The 26,227-nt window shown below is 44.2% G+C and carries 22 protein-coding genes; 6 read left to right on the forward strand and 16 right to left on the reverse strand.

Features of this window, described 5'->3' with window-relative positions:
* Positions 1–12 precede the first annotated feature (12 nt).
* From ileS to murJ, 3 genes are all read right to left on the reverse strand, one after another.
* On the reverse strand, positions 13–2,841 hold the full coding sequence (gene ileS, locus ACQEXS_RS16225; RefSeq protein WP_427014522.1) for an isoleucine--tRNA ligase: 2,829 nt from the start codon (positions 2,839–2,841) through the stop codon (positions 13–15).
* A 55-nt stretch (positions 2,842–2,896) separates the two neighbouring features.
* On the reverse strand, positions 2,897–3,841 hold the full coding sequence (gene ribF / locus ACQEXS_RS16230; RefSeq protein WP_427014523.1) for a bifunctional riboflavin kinase/FAD synthetase: 945 nt from the start codon (positions 3,839–3,841) through the stop codon (positions 2,897–2,899).
* A 67-nt stretch (positions 3,842–3,908) separates the two neighbouring features.
* Positions 3,909–5,471: a murein biosynthesis integral membrane protein MurJ gene (gene murJ / locus ACQEXS_RS16235; RefSeq protein WP_427014524.1), complete on the reverse strand. Its 1,563-nt coding sequence runs from the start codon at positions 5,469–5,471 to the stop codon at positions 3,909–3,911.
* A gap of 260 nt (positions 5,472–5,731) precedes the next feature.
* Between murJ and rpsT the strand changes: the two genes are divergently transcribed.
* The gene (gene rpsT / locus ACQEXS_RS16240; protein ID WP_004410238.1) at positions 5,732–5,992 is read left to right on the forward strand and encodes a 30S ribosomal protein S20; all 261 of its coding nucleotides are present in this window, start codon (positions 5,732–5,734) and stop codon (positions 5,990–5,992) included.
* A 97-nt stretch (positions 5,993–6,089) separates the two neighbouring features.
* Here rpsT and ACQEXS_RS16245 read toward each other — a convergent pair whose 3' ends face one another.
* Both ACQEXS_RS16245 and nhaR read right to left on the reverse strand, forming a co-directional pair.
* A complete protein-coding gene (locus tag ACQEXS_RS16245) occupies positions 6,090–6,389 on the reverse strand; it encodes an ArsR/SmtB family transcription factor (RefSeq protein WP_367988251.1) in 300 nt (99 codons plus the stop codon).
* A gap of 128 nt (positions 6,390–6,517) precedes the next feature.
* Complete coding sequence (gene nhaR, locus ACQEXS_RS16250) at positions 6,518–7,408, reverse strand: transcriptional activator NhaR (protein ID WP_367988250.1); 891 nt, start codon at positions 7,406–7,408, stop codon at positions 6,518–6,520.
* A gap of 375 nt (positions 7,409–7,783) precedes the next feature.
* Between nhaR and ACQEXS_RS16255 the strand changes: the two genes are divergently transcribed.
* A complete protein-coding gene (locus ACQEXS_RS16255; protein ID WP_374144813.1) occupies positions 7,784–8,929 on the forward strand; it encodes a Na/Pi symporter in 1,146 nt (381 codons plus the stop codon).
* Positions 8,930–9,070: 141 nt separating this feature from the next.
* Here the strand turns inward: ACQEXS_RS16255 and ACQEXS_RS16260 are convergent, their stop codons facing one another.
* From ACQEXS_RS16260 to rppH, 5 genes are read right to left on the reverse strand one after another with little or no spacing between them, the layout of a single operon-like run.
* Positions 9,071–9,922 (reverse strand): thymidylate synthase, encoded by an 852-nt coding sequence (locus ACQEXS_RS16260; RefSeq protein ID WP_367988248.1) that lies wholly within the window; start codon positions 9,920–9,922, stop codon positions 9,071–9,073.
* A 9-nt stretch (positions 9,923–9,931) separates the two neighbouring features.
* Positions 9,932–10,756 (reverse strand): prolipoprotein diacylglyceryl transferase, encoded by an 825-nt coding sequence (gene lgt, locus ACQEXS_RS16265; RefSeq protein WP_427014525.1) that lies wholly within the window; start codon positions 10,754–10,756, stop codon positions 9,932–9,934.
* A gap of 43 nt (positions 10,757–10,799) precedes the next feature.
* Positions 10,800–11,591 carry a sulfite exporter TauE/SafE family protein gene (locus ACQEXS_RS16270; protein WP_427014526.1) on the reverse strand — a complete coding sequence of 264 codons (792 nt, stop codon included), beginning with the start codon at positions 11,589–11,591 and terminating at the stop codon, positions 10,800–10,802.
* 8 nt (positions 11,592–11,599) lie between these two features.
* Positions 11,600–13,846, reverse strand: coding sequence for a phosphoenolpyruvate--protein phosphotransferase (gene ptsP, locus ACQEXS_RS16275; protein ID WP_427011458.1), 2,247 nt, complete (start codon positions 13,844–13,846; stop codon positions 11,600–11,602).
* Between the two features lie 2 nt (positions 13,847–13,848).
* Positions 13,849–14,367 (reverse strand): RNA pyrophosphohydrolase, encoded by a 519-nt coding sequence (rppH, locus tag ACQEXS_RS16280; RefSeq protein ID WP_367988244.1) that lies wholly within the window; start codon positions 14,365–14,367, stop codon positions 13,849–13,851.
* Between the two features lie 621 nt (positions 14,368–14,988).
* On the opposite strand from rppH, the gene mutH reads away from it, so the two are divergent.
* Positions 14,989–15,654: a DNA mismatch repair endonuclease MutH gene (gene mutH, locus ACQEXS_RS16285; RefSeq protein WP_427014527.1), complete on the forward strand. Its 666-nt coding sequence runs from the start codon at positions 14,989–14,991 to the stop codon at positions 15,652–15,654.
* Here the strand turns inward: mutH and ACQEXS_RS16290 are convergent.
* Positions 15,651–15,962 carry a DUF6482 family protein gene (locus tag ACQEXS_RS16290; protein ID WP_367988242.1) on the reverse strand — a complete coding sequence of 104 codons (312 nt, stop codon included), beginning with the start codon at positions 15,960–15,962 and terminating at the stop codon, positions 15,651–15,653. The genes mutH and ACQEXS_RS16290 overlap by 4 nt on opposite strands.
* A 128-nt stretch (positions 15,963–16,090) precedes the next feature.
* Here ACQEXS_RS16290 and ACQEXS_RS16295 point away from each other — a divergent pair, with 128 nt between their 5' ends.
* Complete coding sequence (locus tag ACQEXS_RS16295) at positions 16,091–17,125, forward strand: NADP(H)-dependent aldo-keto reductase (protein WP_427014528.1); 1,035 nt, start codon at positions 16,091–16,093, stop codon at positions 17,123–17,125.
* Between the two features lie 38 nt (positions 17,126–17,163).
* Here ACQEXS_RS16295 and ACQEXS_RS16300 read toward each other — a convergent pair whose 3' ends face one another.
* The 5 genes from ACQEXS_RS16300 to brnQ form a co-directional block, all read right to left on the reverse strand.
* Positions 17,164–17,415 (reverse strand): DUF1127 domain-containing protein, encoded by a 252-nt coding sequence (locus ACQEXS_RS16300; RefSeq protein ID WP_427011455.1) that lies wholly within the window; start codon positions 17,413–17,415, stop codon positions 17,164–17,166.
* Positions 17,416–17,922: 507 nt separating this feature from the next.
* Complete coding sequence (gene vpsR / locus ACQEXS_RS16305; protein ID WP_367988239.1) at positions 17,923–19,257, reverse strand: cyclic-di-GMP-binding transcriptional regulator VpsR; 1,335 nt, start codon at positions 19,255–19,257, stop codon at positions 17,923–17,925.
* Between the two features lie 316 nt (positions 19,258–19,573).
* The gene (gene lysS / locus ACQEXS_RS16310; RefSeq protein ID WP_367988238.1) at positions 19,574–21,106 is read right to left on the reverse strand and encodes a lysine--tRNA ligase; all 1,533 of its coding nucleotides are present in this window, start codon (positions 21,104–21,106) and stop codon (positions 19,574–19,576) included.
* 34 nt (positions 21,107–21,140) lie between these two features.
* Positions 21,141–22,239 (reverse strand): peptide chain release factor 2 gene (gene prfB, locus ACQEXS_RS16315; RefSeq protein WP_427014529.1). Its coding sequence is split into 2 segments (ribosomal slippage): positions 21,141–22,163 and positions 22,165–22,239, totalling 1,098 coding nucleotides; the frame shifts between segments, so codons are not numbered across the junction.
* A gap of 151 nt (positions 22,240–22,390) precedes the next feature.
* Positions 22,391–23,704 carry a branched-chain amino acid transport system II carrier protein gene (gene brnQ / locus ACQEXS_RS16320; protein WP_427014530.1) on the reverse strand — a complete coding sequence of 438 codons (1,314 nt, stop codon included), beginning with the start codon at positions 23,702–23,704 and terminating at the stop codon, positions 22,391–22,393.
* Between the two features lie 308 nt (positions 23,705–24,012).
* Between brnQ and ACQEXS_RS16325 the strand changes: the two genes are divergently transcribed.
* Both ACQEXS_RS16325 and srmB read left to right on the forward strand, forming a co-directional pair.
* Positions 24,013–24,732, forward strand: a complete 720-nt coding sequence (locus ACQEXS_RS16325; protein WP_427014531.1) for a tRNA1(Val) (adenine(37)-N6)-methyltransferase — start codon at positions 24,013–24,015, stop codon at positions 24,730–24,732.
* 101 nt (positions 24,733–24,833) lie between these two features.
* Positions 24,834–26,072, forward strand: a complete 1,239-nt coding sequence (gene srmB, locus ACQEXS_RS16330; RefSeq protein WP_427014532.1) for an ATP-dependent RNA helicase SrmB — start codon at positions 24,834–24,836, stop codon at positions 26,070–26,072.
* Positions 26,073–26,227: the final 155 nt, after the last annotated feature.

Raw genomic sequence — 26,227 nt, forward strand, 5'->3', positions numbered from 1 at the left:
AAGTTCAATGTATTAAGCGTACTGACGCTTTTCACCTTCACCATCTACGTTCGATACACAGCGACCACAGATCTTCTCATGACCCGCGATGGTGCCTACGTCCGGCGTGTGGTGCCAGCAACGGTCACACTTCTCGTTTTCGGTCGCTTTCACTTCAACAAACAGACCTTCTACATCAGTCGCTTGTGCAGCGTCAGACTTCTCACCTAGAGGCTTAACAACTGCCGCTGAAGTTAGTAGCGCAAAACGCAGTTCATCTTCAAGCTTGCCTAGCTTCGCTGCTAGTGCGTCATCTGCGTATAGCGTCACTTCTGCTTGCAAAGAGCCACCTATAGTCTTGTCTTTACGAGCGTCTTCCAGCAGCTTGTTCACGCTACCACGAACCGCTTGAACGTCAGACCAGAACTCGTTGTTTAGCTCTTCGCCTTTGGCAAGACCGAATAGACCATCGAACCATTCACCAGTGAAGACAAACTTCTCACGCTCGCCCGGCATCTCATTCCAGATTTCATCTGCAGTGAATGACATGATAGGTGCCATCCAACGAACTAGCGCTTCTACGATGTAGTAAAGCGCAGTCTGACAGCTACGTTGAGCGTGGCCGCCACGTTTCGCTGTGTACTGACGGTCTTTAATTACGTCTAGGTAGAACGAGCCCATTTCAATTGAACAGAACTGCATTAGACGCTGAGTTACCGCGTGCGTGTTGTACTCACCGTATGCTTTTACAATCTCTTCTTGAGCAGCTAGTGCGCGGCCTACTGCCCAACGGTCTAGCGCAACCATTTCCTCTGCTGGAACGATGTCAGTAGTTGGGTTAAAGCCGCTTAGGTTTGCTAGGAAGAAACGCGCTGTGTTACGGATACGACGGTATGCGTCCGCAGAGCGTTTTAAGATTTCGTCAGAAACCGCAACTTCACCTGTGTAGTCGGTAGATGCTACCCATAGACGCAGGATATCTGCACCTAGTTTGTTGGTTACATCTTTTGGTGCAACTACGTTACCGATAGATTTCGACATCTTGCGGCCGTGACCATCCACTACGAAGCCGTGAGTTAGCACTTGCTTGTATGGTGCTTCGTCCTTCATCGCGATAGATGAGATCAGTGAAGATTGGAACCAGCCACGGTGTTGGTCTGAACCTTCTAGGTATAGGTCAGCGCTGTTGCCGTTGTACTCTTCACGAGCGTCAACTACTGAGTAGTGTGTGACACCAGAATCGAACCATACGTCTAATGTATCGAGTACTTTTTCGTACTTGTCCGCTTCTTCACCCAGTAGGTCAGAGATTTCTAGATCCCACCAAGCTTGAATGCCTTTTCCTTCCACCAACTGAGCAACCTTCTCGATAAGCTCTAGTGTGTTTGGATGAAGTTCTGCTGTTTCTTTGTGAACGAACAGAGCAATTGGCACACCCCAAGTACGTTGACGAGAGATACACCACTCAGGACGACCTTCAATCATACCTTCGATGCGGCTTTGACCCCACTCAGGCATCCACTCAACACCTTTGATTGACTCTAGCGCTTTTGCGCGTAGGCCAGCTTGATCCATAGATACGAACCACTGTGGTGTTGCACGGAAGATGATTGGAGTCTTATGGCGCCAACAGTGTGGGTAGCTGTGCTCGTAAGCGTGATGATGTAGAAGTGCGCCTTTCTCTTTCAGCGTTTCAACAACTGCATCGTTCGCTTTAAATACGTGCTGACCAGCAAATAGTTCTGTATCTGGTAGGTAAACTCCATTTGAACCTACTGGGTTCGCGACTTCTAGGTTGTACTTGTTACCTACCGCAAAGTCTTCTTGACCGTGGCCAGGAGCAGTATGAACCACACCCGTACCAGAATCAGTCGTTACATGATCACCAAGGATCGCAGGTACAGTGAAGTCGTAGAACGGATGTTGGAACTGAGTAAGTTCAAGATCCGCACCTTTCGCAAAACCAAGATTATGGAAATGCTCGATACCTGCACGATCCATCACATCTTTAGCTAGTTCAGACGCAACAATGATACGCTCTTTAGTTTCGCCTTCTACTTGGATAAGTACGTACTCTAGATCATCACGTAGACATACTGCGCGGTTAGCTGGCAGTGTCCACGGTGTCGTTGTCCAGATCACGATAGAGACGTCACCTTCACCTTCGTGACCTTCATTTAGGTCAAATTTAGAGATAAGTGCCGCTGCATCTGCTGCTTTAAAGCGAACATCAATCGAAGGAGATACTTTATCTTTGTACTCAACTTCTGCCTCAGCAAGCGCTGAACCACAGTCGGTACACCAGTGAACAGGTTTAAAACCTTTAAGCAAGTGGCCGTTATCAGCAATCTTACCCAGGGCACGGATGATGTTTGCTTCAGTTGCAAAATCCATCGTGCGGTAAGGTTTGTCCCACTCACCCATGATACCTAGGCGTTTGAAGCTCTCTTTTTGACCTTCAACCTGACCTGCCGCGTACTTACGACACTCTTCACGGAACTCAGCCGCAGAGATTTTTTGGCCTGGTTTGCCTTTTTTCTTTTCTACCATTAGTTCAATTGGTAGACCGTGACAGTCCCAACCAGGAATGTACGGTGCATCAAAACCAGAAAGTGTTTTGGATTTAATAATAATGTCTTTAAGAATCTTATTTAGTGCGTGGCCAATGTGAATGTCACCATTCGCATATGGAGGGCCATCATGTAGAACGAAAGATTTTTTGCCTTTCTTCGCTTTACGGATCTCACCGTAAAGGTCTTCTTTATACCAACGCTTAAGCATTTCTGGCTCACGATTCGCCAGATTGCCACGCATCGGAAACCCTGTTTCAGGAAGGTTCAGGGTATCTTTATACTCACTCATCGATTCTTAATTCCGTTGTGTTGGGTGACAGTTAGACATTATGCCAAGCAGCGAACTAAACCGCTTGGTCTTCAAGCTGACGCAGCCACACCCTTGCTGCCTCAGCATCCAATTCAATTTGTTGTTTTAAAGCGTCAAAAGAGTCAAATTTATGCTCATCTCGCAGCTTATGTAAAAGTACAATTTCTAATTGCTTGCCATATAAATTGGCATGAAAGTCGAATAAATGTACTTCAAGTTGTTGGCGGACACCATTTACAGTGGGTCTATTTCCAATATTCGCGACACCACCAATAGGTTTATTTCCCAAGCCCAGAGCTTGAACGACGTAGACACCAGATACCGGTGAAACGCAACGTTTTAAAGGAATATTGGCGGTAGGGAAGCCGATTGTTCGACCCAGTTTGCGGCCATGAGCTACACGGCCACTAATACTGTAGTCACGCCCTAACATTTCAGCCGCAGCAGTTAAGTTATCTTTGGCTAATGCCTCACGAATCGCAGTACTGCTTACTCGCTGTTTTTGCATACAGAAACTTTGCGTACTGACCACCTCAAAACCATGCTCTTGGCCTGCTTTTAAAAGCATGTCGAAGTTACCTTGTCGACCTCGACCAAAGCAGAAGTCATCACCAACGACCAGAAACTTAACATCCAAACGCTTGACCAACAAGTCACGAATAAATGTGTCAGCACTTAAGCTGGCAAAGTACTGATTAAAATTGACACACAGCAGGCGATCTAAGCCCAACTTACCCAGTTGAACGTACTTATCACGTAACCGCGTCAATCTCGCTGGCGCTTTATCTTTGGCAAACAATTCCATCGGCTGTGGTTCAAACGTCATCACTACAGATGGTAAGCCTAGTTTTTCTGCCTGAACAGAAACTTGGCAAAGAACTTCTTGATGGCCAAGGTGGACACCATCAAAATTCCCGATTGTCAGCACACACCCTTTATGTTGTGGCTTAATATTATGGATGCCTCGGATAAGTTGCATTGGTTGCGGATTTTTCCTCAGGTAATTTTACGCGCTGCGAAACCGACGGATTATATACTAATCAGAGCTACTCTGTCGCTGCTTTTAGATCTTTTAGTCGCACACCTAAAATGCCAAGAACCAGCAAATACACGACGCCACCCACCGCAATCAAACCAGCTAAGGTTGATGCTCTCTGGATAAAGCTCCAAGTCAGCCAAACACTCATGTCTTCAAGCAGCCACATTAACCCCGCAACCATCGCACTTCCTGCTAATACCAACTTACCAATAAAGAAAACGGTCTTGCGGCTCAGTTTATAAACTCCAGCGCGATGTAAGCCACGGTACAAGAGAACCATATTAACTAATGCAGATAATGCCGTAGCCATCGCCAAGCCAATGTAACCGTAAAAGTACGCAAAAATCGCATTAAATACCATGTTTGAGACCATCGCGATGATGCCATATTTCACTGGGGTTTTAGTATCTTGTCGAGAGTAGTAACCCGGAGCCAAAACTTTAATCAGCATAAAATTCAGCAAACCAGATGCGTAAGCCATCAACGATAAGGACGCTTGATGCACATCTTGTGGAGAAAACTCACCACGCATAAAAAGTACCATGAGCATGGGTTTAGCCAACACCATTAACCCTAACATCGCAGGAATACCCAACAAGGTCACCATACGAACGCCCCAGTCCATAGTGTGAGCAAAGCCTTCACCATGGGCGTCGACGTGCTTACGTGACAAAGCAGGCAAAATAACGGTCGCAATTGCAATGCCAAATAATCCTAATGGAAACTCTAATAAACGGTCAGAGTAATAGAGCCAACTGATTGAACCCGTTTGCAGAAAACTGGCAATAAACGTATCAAACAACAGGTTGATTTGACTAACAGAGACACCAAATAACGCCGGGATCATCAAGGTGCGAATTTTAACCACACCCGGATCACGCCAGCCCCATTTCGGCTTCACCATCACGCCGGCTTTAATAAGAAAAGGAATTTGGAAGAAGAACTGAACTAAACCACCAAGAAACACCCCGATTGCAAGCCCTACCTCCGGTTGTGGTAATTGAGGCGCAATAAACCAAGCAGATAAGATGATCATCACATTCAAAAATACAGGGGTAAATGAAGATACAGCAAACTTACCCAGCGTATTTAAAATTGCCCCAGACAGCGCAACAAAGGTAATGAACCACAAATAAGGGAAGGTAATTTTAAGCATGAAGCTCGCCAGCTCAAATTTAGGTGCTGCTGGTCCATCATTAAGCCAATCAATAAACCAACCCGCCCCAAAAAGTGCTGTTACCGCTCCGGAACCTAATACACCAATAATGGTAACAATGGAGACAATCACCCCAAGGGTACCTGCCGCCTTGGCGATCAGCTCTCGCGTCTTATTCATGTCACCAGCAGCATGATACTCCGTCAAAACAGGAACAAAGGCTTGAGAAAATGCACCTTCTGCAAATAAACGGCGAAGGAAGTTAGGGATCTTATTGGCAAAGAAGAAGACATCGGCACTAGCACCTGCCCCCATGAGGTTCGCAACCACCACATCACGGACCAACCCTAGAACACGGGAAACTAAAGTCATCGCACTGACGATCATGCCCGACTTGAGTAGACGTTTACTCACAAAAACCTCGAATGCAGTCTAATAGATAAAATTGCCCTCACTCTAATGCAAGAATGTCAGGAAGAGAGCAGATTAGTATTAGCAATGAAAAAAAAATACTGATAGAATCCCCGCCATCTTAACCGTGAAGGCCTTTGTTATCCAAAATTTGTTTGGTTTCGACGGGTTTTTGCACAAATCATTTGACATTAAAGCGTAAATGAGGGATATTCCTCGCCCTTAAAATGTCACCGAACTTAAAGTTTTTGGGAGTTAGACCCTTGGCAAATAGTAAATCTGCTAAGAAGCGCGCTATCCAAGCTGAGAAACGTCGTCAGCACAACGCTAGCCGTCGTTCAATGATGCGCACTTACATGAAGAAAACTGTTGCTGCTATCGAAGCAGGCGACAAAGCTGCTGCAACTGAAGCATTTGCTACAGTTACACCAATCCTAGACCGTATGGCAACTAAAGGCCTTATTCACAAGAATAAAGCAGCTCGTCATAAGTCTCGTTTCGCTGCTGCTATCAAAGCTCTTTAATAGAGTATTGATAACTCAGTGAAGAAAAAACCGGCTAATGCCGGTTTTTTTATATCGAATTAAATAAAGGCTTTCATTGTGAAAGCCTTTTTTATGATTACATCTCGCTGCAGTACATGCTATGAAGCAGTTTTATCATCTCTTTTACTTCATTACTGCTTAGCGTGTAATACACCGTTTGCGCTTCCTTACGCGTGATAACTAGTCCGTCGCGGCGCAACCAAGCCAAATGTTGTGAAAGTGCAGATTGGCTTAATTCCAATTTGCTACACAACTCACCTACCGACAACTCATCATTATGCAGTAAACATAAAATCTGCAATCGTCTTTCATTTGCCATCGCCTTTAACAGCACCACTGCTTTGGCTGAGTTTTTTTCCATTTCTTGTAGGTCCATCGGCAAATACCCCCGGGATAACCTAACTTCTACAACTTGCAAGCTAAAACGAATAGTCCAATAGTTATTTTATAAATTGAAACATATTCTTTCCGATAGTAATCATTTCTAAACCATAAGAAAAGTTATCACTTAAACAATTTTGAAAAATTAGCATCACAAACATTTTTCACGGCAGGATGTTGGATCATTCGCTCAGCAAAAATGACATAGTACTCTTCTTTTATCTCATCAATATGACCGATTAACTGTAGGGGTAAATCACTCTCAACTTCTGTCATATATAATGAGGGGGCGAGAAAAATTGCATCGTGGTGATAACGAGCAAAGGCTTTCATTAAAGCGACGTCGTCAAACTCTCCTAAAATATTCGCTTGTAGGCCTTGGCGATCAAACCACTCTAATACTTTACGTCCCATAGCAGTGCGACTGCCAGGGATCAGCAGTTTCCTCTGTTCAAGCACGTTAGGAAAAGTTACATCTTCGACACTCCCCGTACAGAAAAAACTCATATTGCACTCTCCGAGTTTTTTACTGTAGAGGCCCGGACTTTGACTGGAGTCCACAGGACAGTCGGATAGGATCATATCCAGTTTATGTTGAGCAAGTTGCTCAAGAAGCATTTCGTGGGTTGATTCAAAACAACGTAAATGAATACTGTTATCTTCAGGAACGGTTGTCATTAGTATTTTACTAACCAACCTTTTTGATAAGGCATCAGCCACACCGACATCAAACAACAAGTTAGAACGCTGGCTGTAATTCACGATATCCAACATCTCATAACTCAAGCCAAACATTCGGTCTGCATATTTAAAGACCAATTGGCCAAGCTCTGTTGGTTCTACACTGCGCCCATTTCGCTTGGTTAACTTGCCATCCATACGCTCTTCCAGCGCTTTAATCTGACCTGTTACCGTTTGAGGAGTGAGGAACAAAGCATCGGCAGCCTTCGTTACAGAGCCTTGCTTACACACCATCCAAAAATAATAGAGATGGTTATAATTTAAATGAGACATGATACTTACCTTGTTTCAGCCTTTCCTTTAATCACTACATTCGATATAACCGAATTATTCGTAAAATTTCACTATTTTTTTCGAAATTTAAACATCGAATATGACAGTAACGTCATCAAGCTTCAGTAATAATCAGAGGTTTTAAACAATTTACAAGCTCAAATTGAGAACCAAAGCACACACCAATAATTCCAACAAATTCAATATATTACACGTTATGTAAAAACCTAATTACAGCTAAAAGTGCGCCCTATCAATAAAATCTACTTTATGACAGCGCTCTGTAATATTACTGAAATATTTCCTCCCTAATATCGGCCTCAGTTTCAACTACAGACCAATACAGTAAGAAAACGGTCAACGGAGAAAATTATGATGAACCAAGCTACTACTACAGCAGCTCCAGTGTCGAGCACGACACGTTGGCTGCGCTGGGCTAACTTGGCATTCATGTTGTATTTGCTGCTTCTAGCAGTATCTATGGTAGGCAGTGGGTTTAAATGGGCGACAGGCGATCAAGCTAAAGTATTATTTGAGTTCGCCGCTCACCCAGTTGCGGGCCTAATGATCGGTCTCGTCGCAACGGCTCTTATTCAGTCTTCTAGTACTGTTACATCAATTATCGTCGGTCTGGTTGCTGGTGGCCTACCTGTAGAAACCGCAATTCCGATGGTAATGGGTGCCAATATTGGTACCACCGTAACCAACACGCTCGTTTCTCTGGGTCACGTGCGCTGCAAAGAAGAGTTTAAGCGTGCTTTTGCCAGTGCCACAATCCACGACTTCTTCAATCTATTAGCTGTAGTTATCTTCCTACCGTTAGAGATGATGTTTGGCATCCTTGAAAAAGCTTCACACTGGTTGGTTTCTCCACTACTCGCAACTGGTGATATGAGCATTAAAGGGTTTAACTTCATTAAACCTATCACTAAGCCAGTTGTAAGTGCGATCAAAGAGCCACTAGCAACGTTTGGCGACACCATCGGCGGTGTATTGCTTATCCTACTAGGTATCGCGACTATTTTTGTTGCAATCACTGTGATGGGTAAGCTAATGAAGAGCCTTATGGTTGGCCGAGCTCGTGAAATCCTGAAAAACGCTATCGGACGTGGTCCAATCCATGGCATCGCATCAGGCTCTATCGTAACGGTTTTGGTTCAGTCTTCATCAACAACGACTAGCTTGATGGTACCACTTGTAGGTTCGGGTGTACTGAAAGTGCGTGACATCTACCCATTCACTTTGGGCGCAAACATCGGCACGTGTATTACTGCCCTGTTAGCAGCTACCGCAGTTTCTGGTGAGTTTGCAGTATTTGCACTACAAATTGCCTTGGTTCACTTAGTCTTTAATATTCTAGCCACCGTATTTATCTTTGGTATTCCGTTCCTACGTGAGATTCCAGTGAAAGGCTCTGAATTGATTTCTGAGCTGGCAATCAAGAATAAAGCAGTTGTTGCTGGTTATCTCGTTGCTGTGTTCTTGGTTATGCCAGGTACGATTCTAGCGCTAACCGTTTAGTCGTAAATCCATCGATGACAGCAAGGGCTTACATCGTAAGCCCTTTTTTTATTCTGTTTATCCCGGTTAAGATTCAATGATTAATGACAAAGATAAAAAAAGCTGCACTAGGCAGCTTTTCGTTTTGTTCTTATTGTTAGATTAAACCGAGAATGGATACTTAATCGCTTCGTGACATTCATACCCTTCTACCCAGAAGTCATCAAGCGTGACCCAAGTTTCTAGATCTTCTAATGAGGTAATTTTAGGGTTGATATGGAACGTTGCAGGTGACAACGGCTCACGTTTAAGCTGTACATCTCGCATCAACTCAAGCTGATCTTCATAGATGTGGGCATTGACGATTTTGTGATAGGCCATTCCCGCTTTCTTACCGGTAATTTGCGCCATAATTGCCAAGAATACATAAACCTGAACCATATTGAAGTTCAGACCAAGCGGCACATCACACGAACGCTGGGTACTATTTAAGTACAGGGTATCACCTAGCAAAGAGAAATGATGGCTGTACATACAAGGACGCAAGCATCCCATATGGAACTCACCGGGGTTGTAGAAATTAAGAATCTCACCACGGTCATCTACACCACGAGTTAAGTCATCAACAATTTTACGCAACTGGTCGATATGACCACCATCAGGCTTAGCCCAAGCACGACCCTGAACACCATAAACACGCCCCATATCGTCTTCACCCTTACGATATGGGTTATTCAACCAAGCGTCGTTTAAGTTCGCATTCGCATCCCACGTTTTGGTCCCAAGCTTACGGAAATCTTCAGCGTTGTCATAACCCCGAATGTAACCCAGTAGCTCAGCAACTGCGGCTTTCCAAAAACTCTTACGTGTGGTCACTAGCGGGAACTGATTGTTACCAACATCATAGGTTAAATCCGCATTGACTACGGTCAGGCAACGCTTGCCTGTACGTTCATTTTCTACCCATACACCTTGGTCAACGATTCGCTGACAGAGTTCGAGATACTGTTTCACACCAATTCCTTACTTAGCTGCTTGCTTGGTTTCTGAATCTGAATAGTGGCCGCGTTTGTATGCCCAAATCATCATTAAGATGCCAATGATCACCATCGGCAGCGATAGAATTTGTCCCATAGAAATAAATCCACCGAACAATCCCAAATGCGCATCCGGTTCACGAACATACTCAACCAAGAAACGGAATGTACCATATCCTGCTAGGAATAACCCAGAGACCGAACCCAATGGACGAGGCTTTTTGATAAACCAGTTAAGAATAAAGAACAGTACAATACCTTCTAAAAGCATTTCGTATAACTGAGATGGATGACGTGGCAAAGGTCCACCATTTGGGAATACAAACGCCCAAGGCACGTCAGTGACACGTCCCCATAGCTCACTGTTCATAAAGTTACCTAAGCGTCCCATACCAAGACCAAACGGAACTAATGGCGCGATAAAGTCAGCCACACCAAAGAAAGTTCGACCATTCTTATAGGCATACCAGAACATTGCCGTGATCACACCAAGTAAACCACCGTGGAATGACATTCCACCCGTCCACACTTTGAATAGGTACAAAGGGTCGGCAAGAAACAGGTTAAAGTTATAAAAAAGGACGTAACCAACACGGCCACCAATGACCACCCCAAGGAATCCAGCGAAAAGTAAGTCCGATACCTGCTCACGGGTCCAACCACTGCCAGGCTTATCAGCACGTCGGTTTGCCAACCACAATGCGAAAACAAAACCAACCAAATACATCAGACCATACCAGCGTACAGACACTGGCCCGATGGAGAACAGTACTGGGTCTATATTGGGAAATTCAAGGTATCCTTGAGACATACGTAATACTCTTTATAGTGTCGATTAATTAGGTGAGAGTGCTTTATAGCAGCATAGTTCCAGCTACAAACAGCAAAAATACAGCAAAAATTTTCTTTAATTGTTTTGTCGGCATTGTCGTCGCCAATTTTGCACCGACTTTCGTGGTTAATATTGATGTCGAAGCGATAGCAATCAGTGCGGGAAGATAAACATATCCAAGGCTGTAAGGCGGTAAATTTTCAACCTGATATCCATGAAGGATAAAGCCCAGCATCCCCGAAATAGCAATGACCAATCCACAAACAGAGGAAGAACCAACAGCGCGGCGCATTTCAACGCCATGGCGATTAAGATAAGGTACAGAGAGTGAGCCACCACCAATACCAGCTAAGCTGGAAATAACACCGATCCCAGTGCCACTGAGTAATGTCTTCCAGATCCCCGGTAGGCTTCGTTGAGTTTCCGAGCGAATAGTTAACAGCATTTGCATTGCAAGAAACAGCACAATCACAGCAAAGACCTTAGGTAAATATTGCCCAGGGATCAGTTCAGCCAGATTCGCTCCCACAAATGCCCCGACTAGCACGCCGGGCATCAACCACTTGATGACAAACATATCGACATTGCCCAATTTTAGATGGTTGAGAGCAGAAGAACCCGAGGTTGCAATGATGGTTGCGAGAGAGGTAGCCAAAGCAATATGCATGGTAATGTCAGGCTCAATACCTGATTTTGGTAATAAGAAAAGCAACGCAGGTACCACAATCAAGCCACCGCCAATGCCAAGCAGACCAGCCAATACCCCTACGACAGCCCCTAACAACAATAACAGCGCTAATAACCCTATCGTCACCTAAAAACCTATTTCTTACCTGCGCGAATGAAGCCCGCAAAGCCCTTATCTTCAAGAAATGCCTGCATCATAGCATAGATATTTTGGCCATACGGCTGCTTTAATGCTTCATAAGCTAACTGCTTCAGCTCTTCTGCTTCAGTGTGACGTAAAAGGTATTTAACCTTGGCGACATTCGATGTATTCATACTCAAACTGCGATAACCAAGGCCAATTAGCAATAAAGCACCAATAGGATCACCAGCTAACTCACCACAGATACATACAGGCAAATCCAATTGCTGACAGCTTTGATGAATATGAGCCAACGCCATGATCACAGAAGGATGCAATGACTCATACACATCAGAAACCCGAGAATTATTGCGATCAACAGCGAGCAAGTATTGAGTTAAGTCATTGGTACCTACCGATACAAAGTCAATTTTCTTTGAGATCAGCGGCAATAAATAAAGCATAGAAGGGACTTCAATCATGACTCCTATCGGGGGCATGACAATACGTTCATCCAACGCTACCACTTCTTGATAAGCTTGATGGATCAACATGATGGCATCGTCGAGTTCTTGAGTTGCAGACACCATTGGCAACAAAATGCTCAAGTTATTATGTTCTGCGCTCGCCCTAAGCATGGCTCGAAGCTGCATCAAAAAAATATCAGGATGATCGAGAGTAAAACGAATACCTCGCCAGCCAAGGAAAGGATTGTCCTCTTCAATCGGTAGGTACGGCAGCGCTTTATCACCTCCAACATCTAACGTCCGCATAACAACACGTTTGTTAGGATAGGCACGCAGTACCGCCTGATACTGTTGTGTTTGCTCTTCTTCTGAAGGAAAACGATGTTGAAGTAAGAAAGAGATCTCGGTGCGGTACAACCCGACTCCATCAACACCTTCATTAATGGCAATGTTGGTATCAGCGCTCAAACCAGCATTAAGCAACACTTCAATTCGTTCACCATCTTTGGTGCACGCAGGCTTTTCAATGCGGCGGTTAACCAACCGAGCAAGCTCTCGCTCTTCGTTAGCCAGAGCCCGATACTCTTTCAGTAATTGTTTATTTGGTGAAACCAGAATTTTACCGGAATAACCATCCACAACCCCAGTCCGGCCGTTAATCCCTTTCAAGTTGAGGTTAACGCCCATGATCGCAGGAATACCTAACGCCCTCGATAAAATTGCCGCATGTGAATTGGCCGCCCCCTCCAGTGAAATAACAGCAAGCAACATCTCTTTAGGTACTGATGCCAGCAACGAGGCAGTTAACTCACGCACTACCATGATCACCGGGCGCTCAAAAACCTGTTGCTCTTTTTCGGTGTTGTGGAGGAAAAAAAGTAATCGCTGCCCAAGCTCTCGAATATCTTGCGCTCTTTCTCGTAGATAAACATCAGACATTCGGGCGAAACGGTTTGAATACGCCTCGACTACCTGACGTAGGGCCCAATCAGCGCGATCGCCTTTTTGGATCTGCGCTTTCAGATCTTTGCGCAGCATTGGATCGTTGAGTAGGTGGGTAAAGAGATCGAAAATCGCCAGCGCATCTTTATTGATCTCACTGTCGAGCTTTTTACGCATCCGGCGAAAATCATTCAATGCTTCTTCGATCGCAAGAAGCAACCATTCTTGTTCTTGTTCGACGTTTAAGGTTGATGCCGGCGAAACTTGCGAAAGATCGGGTTGCGTGTCATCCCACCAAAATTCCCCGATAGCGACCCCAGGAGAAGCAGGAATACCTTTAATGGCCTGTTGTTTCTTCTCTAATCGCCATAAGCCTTGTGTTTGGGCATGAGCAATGATCACCGCGAGCTGCGCTGCAAGCGTCACTAGGAATGACTCTTCCATCTCGTCAAATTGACGGGGCTCTTTTTGCTGAACAACTAAAACGCCTAAGACTTGTTTTCGGTAGATGATTGGCGTGGCGAGAAAGCTTTGGTAAACCTCTTCACCAAGCTCAGAGAAATATTTGTAATGAGGATGTTTGGACGCTTCAGCTAAGTTGAGTGGTTCTGCCGTCCTTTTTACTAAGCCGACCAAACCTTCATTAAAGCCAATGCAAATTTTATCACCTTTGAACCGAAGGCCTTGCGTTGCCATAAGCTCAAGACGATGCATTTCTTCGTTAGCAAAATAGACGGTGCAGCACTCCGTGTTCATCGCACTGCACGTTTGCTTAACTAAAATTTCCAGCGCCAAATGTACCTCTTCGACTTTGGAAACCTGTTCAACTATCTCCCTTAGTTGAGAAAGCATGTCTATCCTCTTCGGTGTTTACGTTTACCTTTTGTTCTGCGTTCTTTAAAGGGCATTGCCATTGAGGCAAACTCTTTCATCGCTCGACGATAAACATCGCGTTTAAAAGAAACCACTTGTCTTACTGGGTACCAGTAGCTGACCCAACGCCAGCCATCGAATTCAGGGGAACTCCCACGCTGCATGTTTATTCTAGACTCATCACAATCTAAGCGAAGGAGAAACCATTTCTGTTTTTGGCCGATACAAACAGGTTTGGAATCCCACCGGACCAAACGCTTAGGTAACTTATAGCGTAACCAATGCCGGCTGGTCGCGATGATCTTGACGTCTTTTTTCGTCAGTCCCACCTCTTCATATAACTCCCTAAACATGGCCTGTTCAGGGGTTTCCCCATCATCAATTCCCCCTTGAGGAAACTGCCATGAGTGTTGTCCGTATCGTTTTGCCCAGAAGACCTGACCATGGTTGTTACAAATTACAATTCCCACATTTAAGCGGTAACCATCGCCATCTATCACTGGCCAACCTCTATTAATATCTTCAATTACCGTGATTTTTCCACATATCCCCAATCGGAGCAAACTTACTAATGTGATTAAAGCAGTATTTATGGGTGATTCCTGAGTATTTTGGATAACTTTCACCCAATCACGATATTATCAACACACAGTTGAGACCTAGGCCACATTTATTCACCTTTTCTGTGTATAACTATGTGAAGAATCCGTTTTATAGTGATCATTTCATCACCAACACCATTACCACAACTGAAAAAAAAACATACCAATAAAACAAAATACCACTACAAAACAACAAGATAAAACCAAGAAACATCAAATAACAATGCTGTATTTATGGTTGTTTATAACCGTCATCTCAGATCGGTCAAAGATCCATCAAGTCTCAATTTATCCACACTCAAAGGAGATATTTTAGTTAACTGAACGATACACCACTAAAATTTAAACCTTTAAACTACTGTAAATAGATCCAGATAGTAATTTTTTATGGTTTAAAATCCAGAGACTGTGGATAACCATTGGAGAGATGATCTTTTAATCAAAATGATCACAAAACAAACTTCTCGAAAATTCCCGTTCTCAGTTACAATATGTTTTTACTTTTATCGCTTTAGAATCATGAAACCAGAACCTCAATCAGAACAAGAACTGCTAGCACGAGCACAAGAAATTGCAGGAATGAACTTTGCAGAGTTAGCAAGTGAAGCTGGCATGACAGTTCCACCGGATCTAAAGCGCGATAAAGGTTGGGTCGGTCAACTGCTGGAATGGCATCTTGGTGCAACTGCAGGCAGCAAACCACAACAAGATTTCGAACAGCTCGGAATTGAACTGAAAACCATACCGATTAGCTACACAGGTAAACCGCTAGAAACCACATTTGTGTGTGTCGCTCCATTAATTGGGGTTCATGGTTTAACCTGGGAACAGAGCCATGTACGCAATAAACTTTCACGCGTACTTTGGATTCCTGTCGAAGGAGAGCGCGAAATCCCACTCAGCCAGCGTCATGTCGGCTCTCCGCTTATTTGGTCCCCCAATGAAGACGAAGAACGGCAGTTAAAAAATGACTGGGAAGAACTAATGGAATTGATCGTTTTAGGCAAAGTAGAGCAGATCTGCGCTCGTCATGGCGAAGTACTACAATTAAGGCCAAAAGCGGCAAACAGTAGAGTCAAAACAGAGGCGTACGGTGCTAGCGGTAAGCCTATAAAAACCTTGCCCCGCGGCTTTTATTTGAGAACACAATTTACCGCTCACATTCTCGAAAAGTACTTTGTCTAATGGGTTATCAAAGGGATCTCTTCATCGCTGTAGCCATCGAGCTCTTGGTTACCAAATTCATCATAGGTATTGTGTAAACGTAAGTAAGCTTTTTCCACTCCCAGCTTGATCAATTCTTCTTTCACTAACTCCAATGAGTCAAAATGCAAAGGTTCATCATCAACTTTTACTGGCTCCAACTTGTGCTTGTACTCCACCGCAACCAAATACTGCTGCAGATCTGAACAACCAATGATAAAAACTTTCGGTGGTTGATAAGAGTCCTTATGATGACCATGAATCCATTTATTTAATTGAGTCTTTTGCATAACTTACCTCCATCACAAAAGTGTAGTTAAACAAGGATAATTTGCGAGAAGCCGAAATAACGGGTTCTTTTCTATGATACTGACATCACATATAGTGAGATCATTAAAACGTCAGAGAAGGAAACTCAATGCAATACACTAAATTGCCGCATTCCAGCCTTGAAGTCAGCAAGATCTGCCTAGGAACGATGACTTATGGTGAACAAAACGATCAACAAGACGCCTTTAATCAGCTCGATTACGCCGTCGATCACGGCGTGAACTTCATTGATACTGCCGAAATGTATCCAGTGCCTCCAAAAGCAAAAACTCAAGGAGCAACGGAAAGCTATCTTGGCCGCTGGCTTGAAAAATCGGGTAAGCGAGAAAAAGTAGTACTTGCAACAAAAGTCGCAGGGCCACGTAACCTTCCTTACATTCGCGACAATATGAGCTTAGATCGACGCAATATTCACCTAGCGCTCGATGACAGCTTAAAACGTCTAAAGACTGACTATATCGATCTCTATCAGTTACACTGGCCACAAAGGGAAACCAACTGTTTTGGTCAACTTAACTACTCTTATCCAAGTACACAGGAAGAAGTCACGCTGATCGAAACACTTGAAGCTCTCGCTGAGTTAGTCAGAGCGGGAAAGATTCGTTACATTGGTGTTTCAAACGAAACCCCTTGGGGAGTCATGACGTTACTTCGATTAGCAGAGAAGCATGAGTTACCTCGGATCGTTTCGATTCAAAATCCCTACAATCTACTTAACCGAAGTTTTGAAGTCGGTTTATCTGAAATCAGCCACTACGAAGGCGTTCAGCTTCTTGCCTACTCTCCCCTCGCCTTCGGTTGCTTAAGCGGAAAATATCTTCACGGTGCAAAACCTGAAGGGGCACGCTGTACGAGGTGGGAACGCTTTGCTCGCTACTTCACACCACAAGGAATAAAAGCAACAGAAGCTTATGTTCAATTGGCACGAGAACACGGGATAGATCCTGTTCAAATGGCATTGGCTTTCGTCAACCAACGACCATTTGTTGCTGCAAATATTATTGGAGCGACGAACCTTGAGCAGCTCAAAATGAACATAGAAAGTATTGATGTGGCACTAAGTGATGAGTTATTGACTGGCATACAAGAAATTGGAACCACATACTCCAACCCTTGCCCATAAATAGTGAAGGGCTAGCGACGCATCACTAGCCCTTTTGATTACGTTATTATTCGCGCACTTAACACTCGACGAAGGTGACGAATACGACGTTCCGCTTTCACAGCATCAGGTTCAGAGTGTCCAATTGTACGACCATCTTGTTCTAACCCGATGTCACGTAATAGGTGCGCGTTGTGCCAAGGCAAATCATGTGCACTGCGGCGTACTTTTCGTTTCCATTCTCTCTCTTCACGACGTAAGTCGGCTTTAACCAGCATAGTGGCAAGTGTTAAATATACAGAATGACGCATGGTATTTCTCCAGTTACATTGAGACTGGGAAAAGTTCAGCATAAAGGCAAAAAGGTATCCGATATTTTTAATATGCTGCCTTTTCCGCAGCCTATTAAAAATTAAGAGGTGCGGACTAATTAATTTGCTTGGTGGTCTGTTTTCGAGCAGCGCTCATCATGCAACCATTAAAATCCTTGGCTGTAGATTTCGCGGGATCGATAGAGACGCAAACAATTTGAATGAAAGTGAAATGATTCATTGTGCGCCTCCTAAGCAGTTAATTAATCCTAATGAGATGTGTTGTGTGGAGCTGTTGCTCACGGTTAAATTCTATTCAAACGGGTTAATAATTCAACCCATTGTTAACAAATATTTCTAAAACAAATAAATAAACCAAAAATCATAAAAGCAAACAGAAAATTATAAGATATTCTATAGCGAAATATTTAATCAGCGACACTTTGCTCCAAAACAAAAAGCCACGCAATGGATTGCGTGGCTTTTTTTTCGATTAAATACAGCAAATTATATCGCGTTATCAGAGATCAAGTTGTGCTTGTTCAACAAACGATACATCGTTGCACGGGAAACACCCAATTCTTTTGCCGCCATCGACACTTGGCCAGAATGCGATTCAAGAACTAATAGCAATGCATCTCGCTCACTGCGCTCACGGATACTCTTTAGGCTGCGCTTGCCATCACTGCGTTTTGGCAAATCAAGATGTGGCTCATCAAGCATCACTGTATCAGACATCAGCACGACACGCTTGATCTGGTTCATGAGCTCACGAACGTTTCCTGGCCAATGATAACGAGTCAGAGCACGTGTTGCTTCTTCAGTAAAACTGCGAGCTTGTGCGTTGTACTCTTTAGAATATTCTTGCAGGAAGTGACGAGCTAGAATAGCAATATCACCCGCACGCTCTTTCAAGCTAGGCACATTAATACGCAAAACGTTAATGTAGTGATAAAGCTCTTCATTGAAATCACCATCAATTAGGGCTTTTTCAATATCGGCAGAGTTTGCCGCTAGGATTCGTACATCAACTTCTTTACGGCCGTTTACCGTTTCTACCGTACCCTCTTGAAGGAAACGTAATAGATTAAGTTGCTGAGACTTAGGCAGTGTCAAAATATCGTTGAGTAGTATGGTACCACCGTCTGCACGCTCCAGAATGGATACTTGCGTATCGTCTTCACGGTTAATACCGAACAAATCACACTCTAAACGACGCTCCGACATTGCACGACAGTTGACAGAAATGAATTCTTTCTGAGCACGTGCAGATGTTTTATGTACAGCGCGTGCAACCGTTTCTTTACCCGTGCCACTTTCACCATAAATGAGGATGCTAACGTCTGTTGGCCCAATACGTTTAATTTGATCACGTAGACGTTTCATCGGAATTGAATCACCGATAAGGCCCATGTCATTCATGTTGCCGTAATGTGGCCACACTTTCTTCTCTAGCTTAAGCATACCTAACTGGTGACCAATGGTGCTTAGTAGCTGGGCATCAGGAATTGGCGCAGTGAAGAAATCGATACAAAAGTTCACAATGAACTGACAAATTGTATCTGAGCTAAGCTGAGATTCACGGATAAACGCTAACCAACGAACTTGTTTGTGGTTACTAACCAGATTTGCAATACCATTTAGACTAAATTCATCATGGCTAAGATCCACAATACCAATACACGGACCTGTCTCTGAGAAAAGTGCATCAGCCTTACGCAAATCGGCACATTGCGTACAACGCCAGCCCACCTGCTCTAATACAGAAAGCCACGGCTCGTAGGTACCGCCAACGACAATAAGAGAACCAGGGACAGAATCCATCCGGAATTGACTACCCATTCAACTTGTTCCTTTTATTAATGATTTTATCTACAGTGCGACACTAGGCACATGAAACTAGGCCGTTACATTATCGAGACTAGGCAAAAAGATCTGTCTCAATATTAAGACTAGCGTCCAATTAATGAATTTACCAATCATTTATGAGACACCGATTCACCCGCAGAATGAAACGCCGTTCAAGAACTAAGAATGGCAACATTTGACCTACAAAATCAATACAAAATTAGTTGCGATAAGTCATTGAGTATAAAGATTAATCTGTACAAAAAAAGGCCACCAAATGGTGACCTTTTTACCGCACGTAGGACTAGTCCTATGCTTGAGGACGCATCGCTGGGAACAGGATAACGTCACGAATGGTGTGCGTGTTAGTCAATAGCATAACCAGACGGTCGATACCGATACCTTGACCAGCTGTTGGCGGTAGACCGTGCTCTAGTGCAGTGATGTAGTCTGCATCGTAGAACATGGCTTCGTCATCACCAGACTCTTTCGCTTCAACCTGTGCTTTAAAGCGCGCGTCTTGGTCTTCTGCATCGTTAAGCTCAGAGAAGCCGTTCGCTACTTCACGGCCACCGATGAAGAATTCAAAGCGGTCAGTGAAGAACGGGTTGTCATCGCTACGACGAGCCAATGGAGAGATATCTGCTGGGTAACCCGTGATGAACGTTGGCTGCATTAGCTTAGGTTCAGCAGTTTCACCAAAGATCTCTTCAAGAAGCTGACCACATGTCCAGAAAGGTTCTACTTCAACGTGAACAGATTTCGCGATAGAAACCATTAGGTCACGGTTTTGAATGTCTTCTTCTGTTAGCGCTTGGATTTGCGCGTGGTCTGGGTTGTAGTGTTTGATAGCTTCAAACATGCTCATACGAGTGTAAGTACCACCAAATTCAACCGTATCATCACCGTAAGGCATTGACGTTGAACCTAGAACTTCGAGAGCAACTGAGCTTAGTAGTTCTTCAGTTAGGTCCATCAGATCTTTGTAGTCCGCGTACGCCATGTAGAATTCCATCATTGTGAATTCTGGGTTGTGACGAGGAGAAAGACCTTCGTTACGGAAGTTACGGTTGATTTCGAATACGCGATCGAAACCACCAACCACTAGACGCTTCAGGTATAGCTCAGGTGCGATACGTAGGTACATTGGCATGTCTAGTGCGTTGTGGTGCGTGATGAATGGACGCGCACTCGCACCGCCAGGGATAACGTGCATCATTGGCGTTTCAACTTCCATGAACTGTTTAGTGATCATGAAGTTACGGATTGCAGACATTACTTTAGAACGTACTACGAACGCTTGACGAGAATCTTCGTTAACGATTAGGTCAACGTAACGTTGACGGTAACGCATCTCTTGGTCAGTTAGACCATGGAACTTCTCTGGTAGTGGACGAAGTGCTTTCGTTAGCAATTCGAACTCTTCCATGTTCACGTATAGGTCGCCTTTACCAGACTTGTGCAGTGCACCTTTCACACCGATGATGTCACCGATATCTAGACCTTGGTATTTTTCTTTAAGTACTTTTTGCACCGCTTTGTCAGCGTAAGCTTGGATACGGCCAGAAGTCTCTTGAATTACTAGGAATGGACCACGCTTAGCCATGATGCGACCAGCGATTGCAACAACGTGGTTAAGCTCTTCTAGCTCTTCCTTACTCTTTTCACCGAACTCTTTTTGAAGGTCGCCCGCTAATGCGTCACGACGGAAGTCGTTTGGGTGGCCGTTTGCTTTGCAGCTCTTTCGGATTTCATCCAGTTTAGCGCGGCGCTCAGCAATCAGCTTATTCTCTTCTGGTGTAGAGACTTCTTGTACAGTTTCGTTTTGAACAGCATCAGTCATTTTCGATGTATCCTGTCGTTGGTCGGTGAAAAGCTTATAAACCTGATTTCAGGCTAGCTTCAATGAATTTATCCAGATCGCCATCAAGTACCGCTTGGGTATTGCGGTTTTCAACGCCGGTCCGTAGATCTTTAATGCGAGAGTCATCCAATACATAAGAACGGATCTGGCTACCCCAGCCGATGTCAGACTTAGCATCCTCATTGGCTTGCTTTTCTGCATTCTGCTTTTGTAGCTCAAGCTCGAATAGCTTCGCGCGAAGCTGTTTCATTGCTTGATCTTTGTTTTTATGTTGTGAACGATCATTTTGACACTGAACTACAGTGTTGGTTGGAAGGTGGGTAATACGTACCGCAGATTCCGTGGTGTTAACGTGCTGACCACCCGCGCCTGATGCTCGGTATACGTCGATGCGTAGATCAGCAGGGTTAATGTCGATATCAATGTTTTCATCAACCTCAGGGTAGATAAACGCAGAAGCAAATGAAGTATGACGACGACCACCGGAATCAAATGGCGATTTACGCACTAAGCGGTGAACGCCTGTTTCGGTACGTAACCAACCATAAGCGTATTCGCCAGAGATGCGGACTGTTGCTGACTTAAGGCCAGCCACTTCACCTTCAGAAACTTCGATCACCTCAGCTTTAAAGCCTTTCGCTTCAGCCCAGCGTAGGTACATACGCAGCAACATTGAAGTCCAATCTTGTGCTTCAGTACCGCCGGAGCCTGCTTGCAAGTCGATATAACAATCCGATGCATCATGATCACCAGAGAACATACGGCGGAACTCCAGCTTCTCGAGCTTTTCTTCAAGTTCAACCAATTCTGGTTCAATTTCATCAAATGTTTCTTGATCTTCTTCTTCAACAGCAAGGTCTAAAAGACCGTCAACGTCTTCAACGCCTTGCTCAAGTTGATCAATAGTTTCAACAACCGCTTCCAAAGATGCACGCTCTTTACCAAGCGCTTGGGCACGCTCAGGTTCATTCCACACATCAGGTTGTTCGAGTTCTGCGTTGACTTCTTCTAGACGCTCTTTCTTAGCGTCATAGTCAAAGGTACCCCCTCAGGACATTTGTGCGCTCAGACACGTCCTGAAGACGGTTTTTAATAGGATTGATTTCAAACATGTTTGCTCAACATTTTAGAATAGAATTTAACCGAGAAATTCTACTCAAAAATGTGACGAAGATACAGGAAAAATTGGATTGAAAAATGGAAACAAAAAAGCCAGTGATGACCACTGGCTTTTCTATTTTGCGGAAGGTTCGTCTTTTACAACTATGCTGTTTCTTCGACAACAGGTTGCTCTACAGATTTTCCGACAAAAAACATACAGATAATTGCAGCTGTAGTTGGTAGCAACCACCCCATTCCCACCTCAAACAAAGGCAGCATGTTGAATGCCGAAACATCAATACCAGCAACTTTCGCTGCATCGATCAATGCGAACAATAGCGATACTAAGATGACAACACGGTAAGCAACACGAGGGTTTGGCAATTTCTTACGCACAAAAGTCAGTGCAACTAACGCAATCGCAACCGGATACAACGCGAATAGCACAGGAACAGATAGAGAAATAAGCTGAGACAAGCCCACATTTGCAACAAATGCACATGCCACACCATTGATGATCACCCAAGTTTTGTATGACAACGGTGTCAATGAACTAAAGTAATCTGAACACGCCGATACCAAACCAATTGCTGTGGTCAAGCACGCCAGTAATACGATAATAGAAAGAACAATTTGACCATAAGAGCCAAATAGCGCCTGTACGTAATGGCTTAGAATAACACCACCATTATCGGCCCCAGCGGCAACCGTCGAACTCGTTGCGCCTAGATAGAATAATGAAATGTACACAAACGCTAGACCTGCCGCTGCAATGCATGCAGCACTAATAAGGTATTTGGTGGTTGCAGCACGCTCGGTAATGCCCTTACTGCGCAGCGCATCAACCATCAGCACACCAAACATCAGAGATGCGAACGTATCCATGGTGTTGTAACCTTCTAGGAAGCCTTTTTGCAACGGATGCGTTAAATATTCACCCTGAGCAGCTGCAATATCACCTTGCGGATTCAGAAATACTGCCAGAGCAAGAACAATCAAACCAACGAACAAAAGAGGCGTCAGCACTTTGCCAATCACATCAATAAGTTTGCCTTGGAACCAAGCAAACATCATTGCAACGACAAAGAATAAAATCGAGAACATCGTCAGATGAATTTGTTCCGCATGAGCGAAAAATGGCTTCACTGCCATTTCGTACGCAACTAACCCAGTACGAGGAGCCGCGAATGCTGGACCAATAATAATGAAGATAAGCACGGCCATGGTCACTGCCGCACGTTTAGGTAGATCTTTGGTCATGTGTTCCCAACTGCCACCAGCCAGTGCAATGGCAATAATGGTGATAAGTGGAAGACCGACAGCGGTCAATAGAAAACCTGACATCGCCGGAAGCAAGCTTTCACCCGCAAGTTGTCCTGCTGATGGTGGGAAAATGATGTTACCGGCTCCCAAGAAAAACGCAAAAAGCATAAAGCCTACTGCGATGATATCTGTTAGTTTTAGCGTCTGTTTCACAGCTAACCCTTTTCTTATACTGATTGATGTTGTGTATGCTTGGATAGACGTAAAACGCCTTCCAATCTATAAAATTTAGGGGCGAATAATGACGAAATACTTATCCATGCGCAACTACCCCTTTAAAAACACTATATTAATTTACAAATACAACAACATTGCAGTTCATTATGCTGCCTCACAAACAAACACCAGCTATTTGAACCATTCATTTAATAAAACAATTTAATCACAAGTAGAGCATTTAACTATACAAAACACTAACATTAGTTAAAGAACCTACAAAACTATCACCAAACAAAATAAACATGAAAAGTAGCACGCAAAAAACCAAAAGCTTTAGTTTCAAACAATTTAAAATTGATGGCGGTTGTTCAGGTATGCCAGTCAGTACCGATGGCGTGTTACTAGGCGCTTGGGTTGATATAAAACAGAGCCAGAATTTATTGGATATTGGGACGGGAACAGGGTTGTTGGCTTTAATGTGCGCGCAACGGAACCCAGAATTGCAGATTGAAGCGATTGATATTGAAGAAAATGCTTACCATGCTGCTTCAAATAACTTCAGAGCCAGTCCTTGGCATGAGCGTTTAACACTACATTTTGGGGACATACTTGATACTAATTTCCCCCACCAGTTCGATCGCATCGTCTGCAATCCACCTTACTTTAACTCTGGAGAACAAGCACAGTCTGTACAACGAGCGATAGCTAGACACACTGACCAGCTCCCCCACCATGATTTACTCACTCGTTGCCAAAGCCTACTGACGCCAACCGGAACCGCCAGCTTTGTGCTTCCTGTGACAGAAGGAGAGATCTTTTACCGGCATGCATTAGGCTCAGGGTGGTCTCTTAAGCGTTTGTTATCTATCAAACCAACCGAAAAAAAGCCCATTAACCGACTGTTGATCGAGCTGAGCCTAGCGCCATGTCAGCCAAGCGACCGTCAATTACTCATCAGAGAAAACGGCCAATACAGCGCAGAGTTTATTCATCTGACGCAAGCCTTTTACCTTAAGATGTAAAATAAGGTGTGATCCGAATCACCGAACCCTCTATACTATGGCCCCTTATTTTTTGTCGTCTACTTACCCAGACTTGCCTTTCGGCTTGTGGAGATATCACAGTGATCAAAAATTTTGCTGAATTAGAATTAGATCCAAACTTGCTTCTCGCCATTGAAGAGATGGACTTCTCGCGTCCAACTCAAATCCAAGCGGAAGCCATTCCACAAGCACTGGATGGACGCGACATTTTAGCATCAGCACCAACAGGCACAGGGAAAACCGCCGCATTCGTACTGCCAGCATTGCAGTTTCTGCAAGACTTTCCTCGTCGCAAACCGGGGCCTGCACGCGTTCTGATCTTAACACCGACTCGTGAGTTGGCGATGCAGGTTGCCGATCAAGCTCGTGCTCTCGCAAAGCATACCAAGCTCAACATTTTCACCATTACGGGTGGTGTACAATATCAAGAGCACGCTGACATTCTCTCAACCACTCAAGACATTGTGGTCGCTACGCCGGGGCGATTAATGGAATACATTGAAGCCGAACGTTTTGATTGTCGTGCAATTGAGTGGCTAATCTTAGATGAGGCAGATCGTATGTTAGACATGGGCTTTGGCCCAACTGTCGATCGTCTTTCATCAGAATGTCGTTGGCGCAAACAAACCCTACTCTTCTCGGCCACACTCGAAGGAAAAGGGGTTGAAGGTTTTACAGCAGATCTCCTTAAAGAGCCTGCTGAAATCGATGCAGAACCTTCTCGCCGTGAACGTAAGAAAATCACCCAGTGGTACCACCGTGCAGACAGCATGGAGCACAAACTGGCACTACTTAAAACAATCCTTACCGAACAAGCGGAACGCTCTATTATTTTCCTAAAAACTCGTGAGCGTTTAGCAGAACTGCGAGTCGAATTAGAGAGAGCACAAATCCCATGTTCATGGATCCAAGGAGAAATGCCTCAGGATCGTCGTAATAATGCGATTAGCCGCTTCCGTGATGGTACCGTGAATGTCTTATTAGCGACCGATGTCGCTGCTCGTGGTATCGATTTACCTGATGTGAGCCACGTGATTAACTACGACATGCCACGCAGTGCGGATGTATATCTTCACCGTATCGGCCGAACCGCTCGCGCCGGCAAAAAAGGCAATGCCGTATCAATCGTTGAAGCACACGATCAGCCGATGATGGATCGCGTCGCTCGCTACGTCAAAGAAGAGATCAAAGAGCGATTCATCAAAGAGCTGCGCCCTCAGCATAAAAAACCAGTGTTTAAGAAGAAAAAGAAAAAAGACGACAAGAAAAAAACAACGGTAAAAGCGAAAGGCAAAAAGAAAGTAGCTAAGAAAAAATAACGTTTAAATAAACAAAAAATGCCGCTTCAATCGAAGCGGCATTTTTTATATCCGTTCTTTCTCGTTATCAGCATCTACTGATAACGAGAAAGCATTTTACTTTATATGGCTTGGTGTGAATTCGCCTTATACAAAGCCTTCATCACACCAAAGGC

The sequence above is a fragment of the Vibrio sp. TRT 17S01 genome, assembly GCF_050113695.1.
Taxonomy (GTDB): Bacteria; Pseudomonadota; Gammaproteobacteria; order Enterobacterales; family Vibrionaceae; genus Vibrio.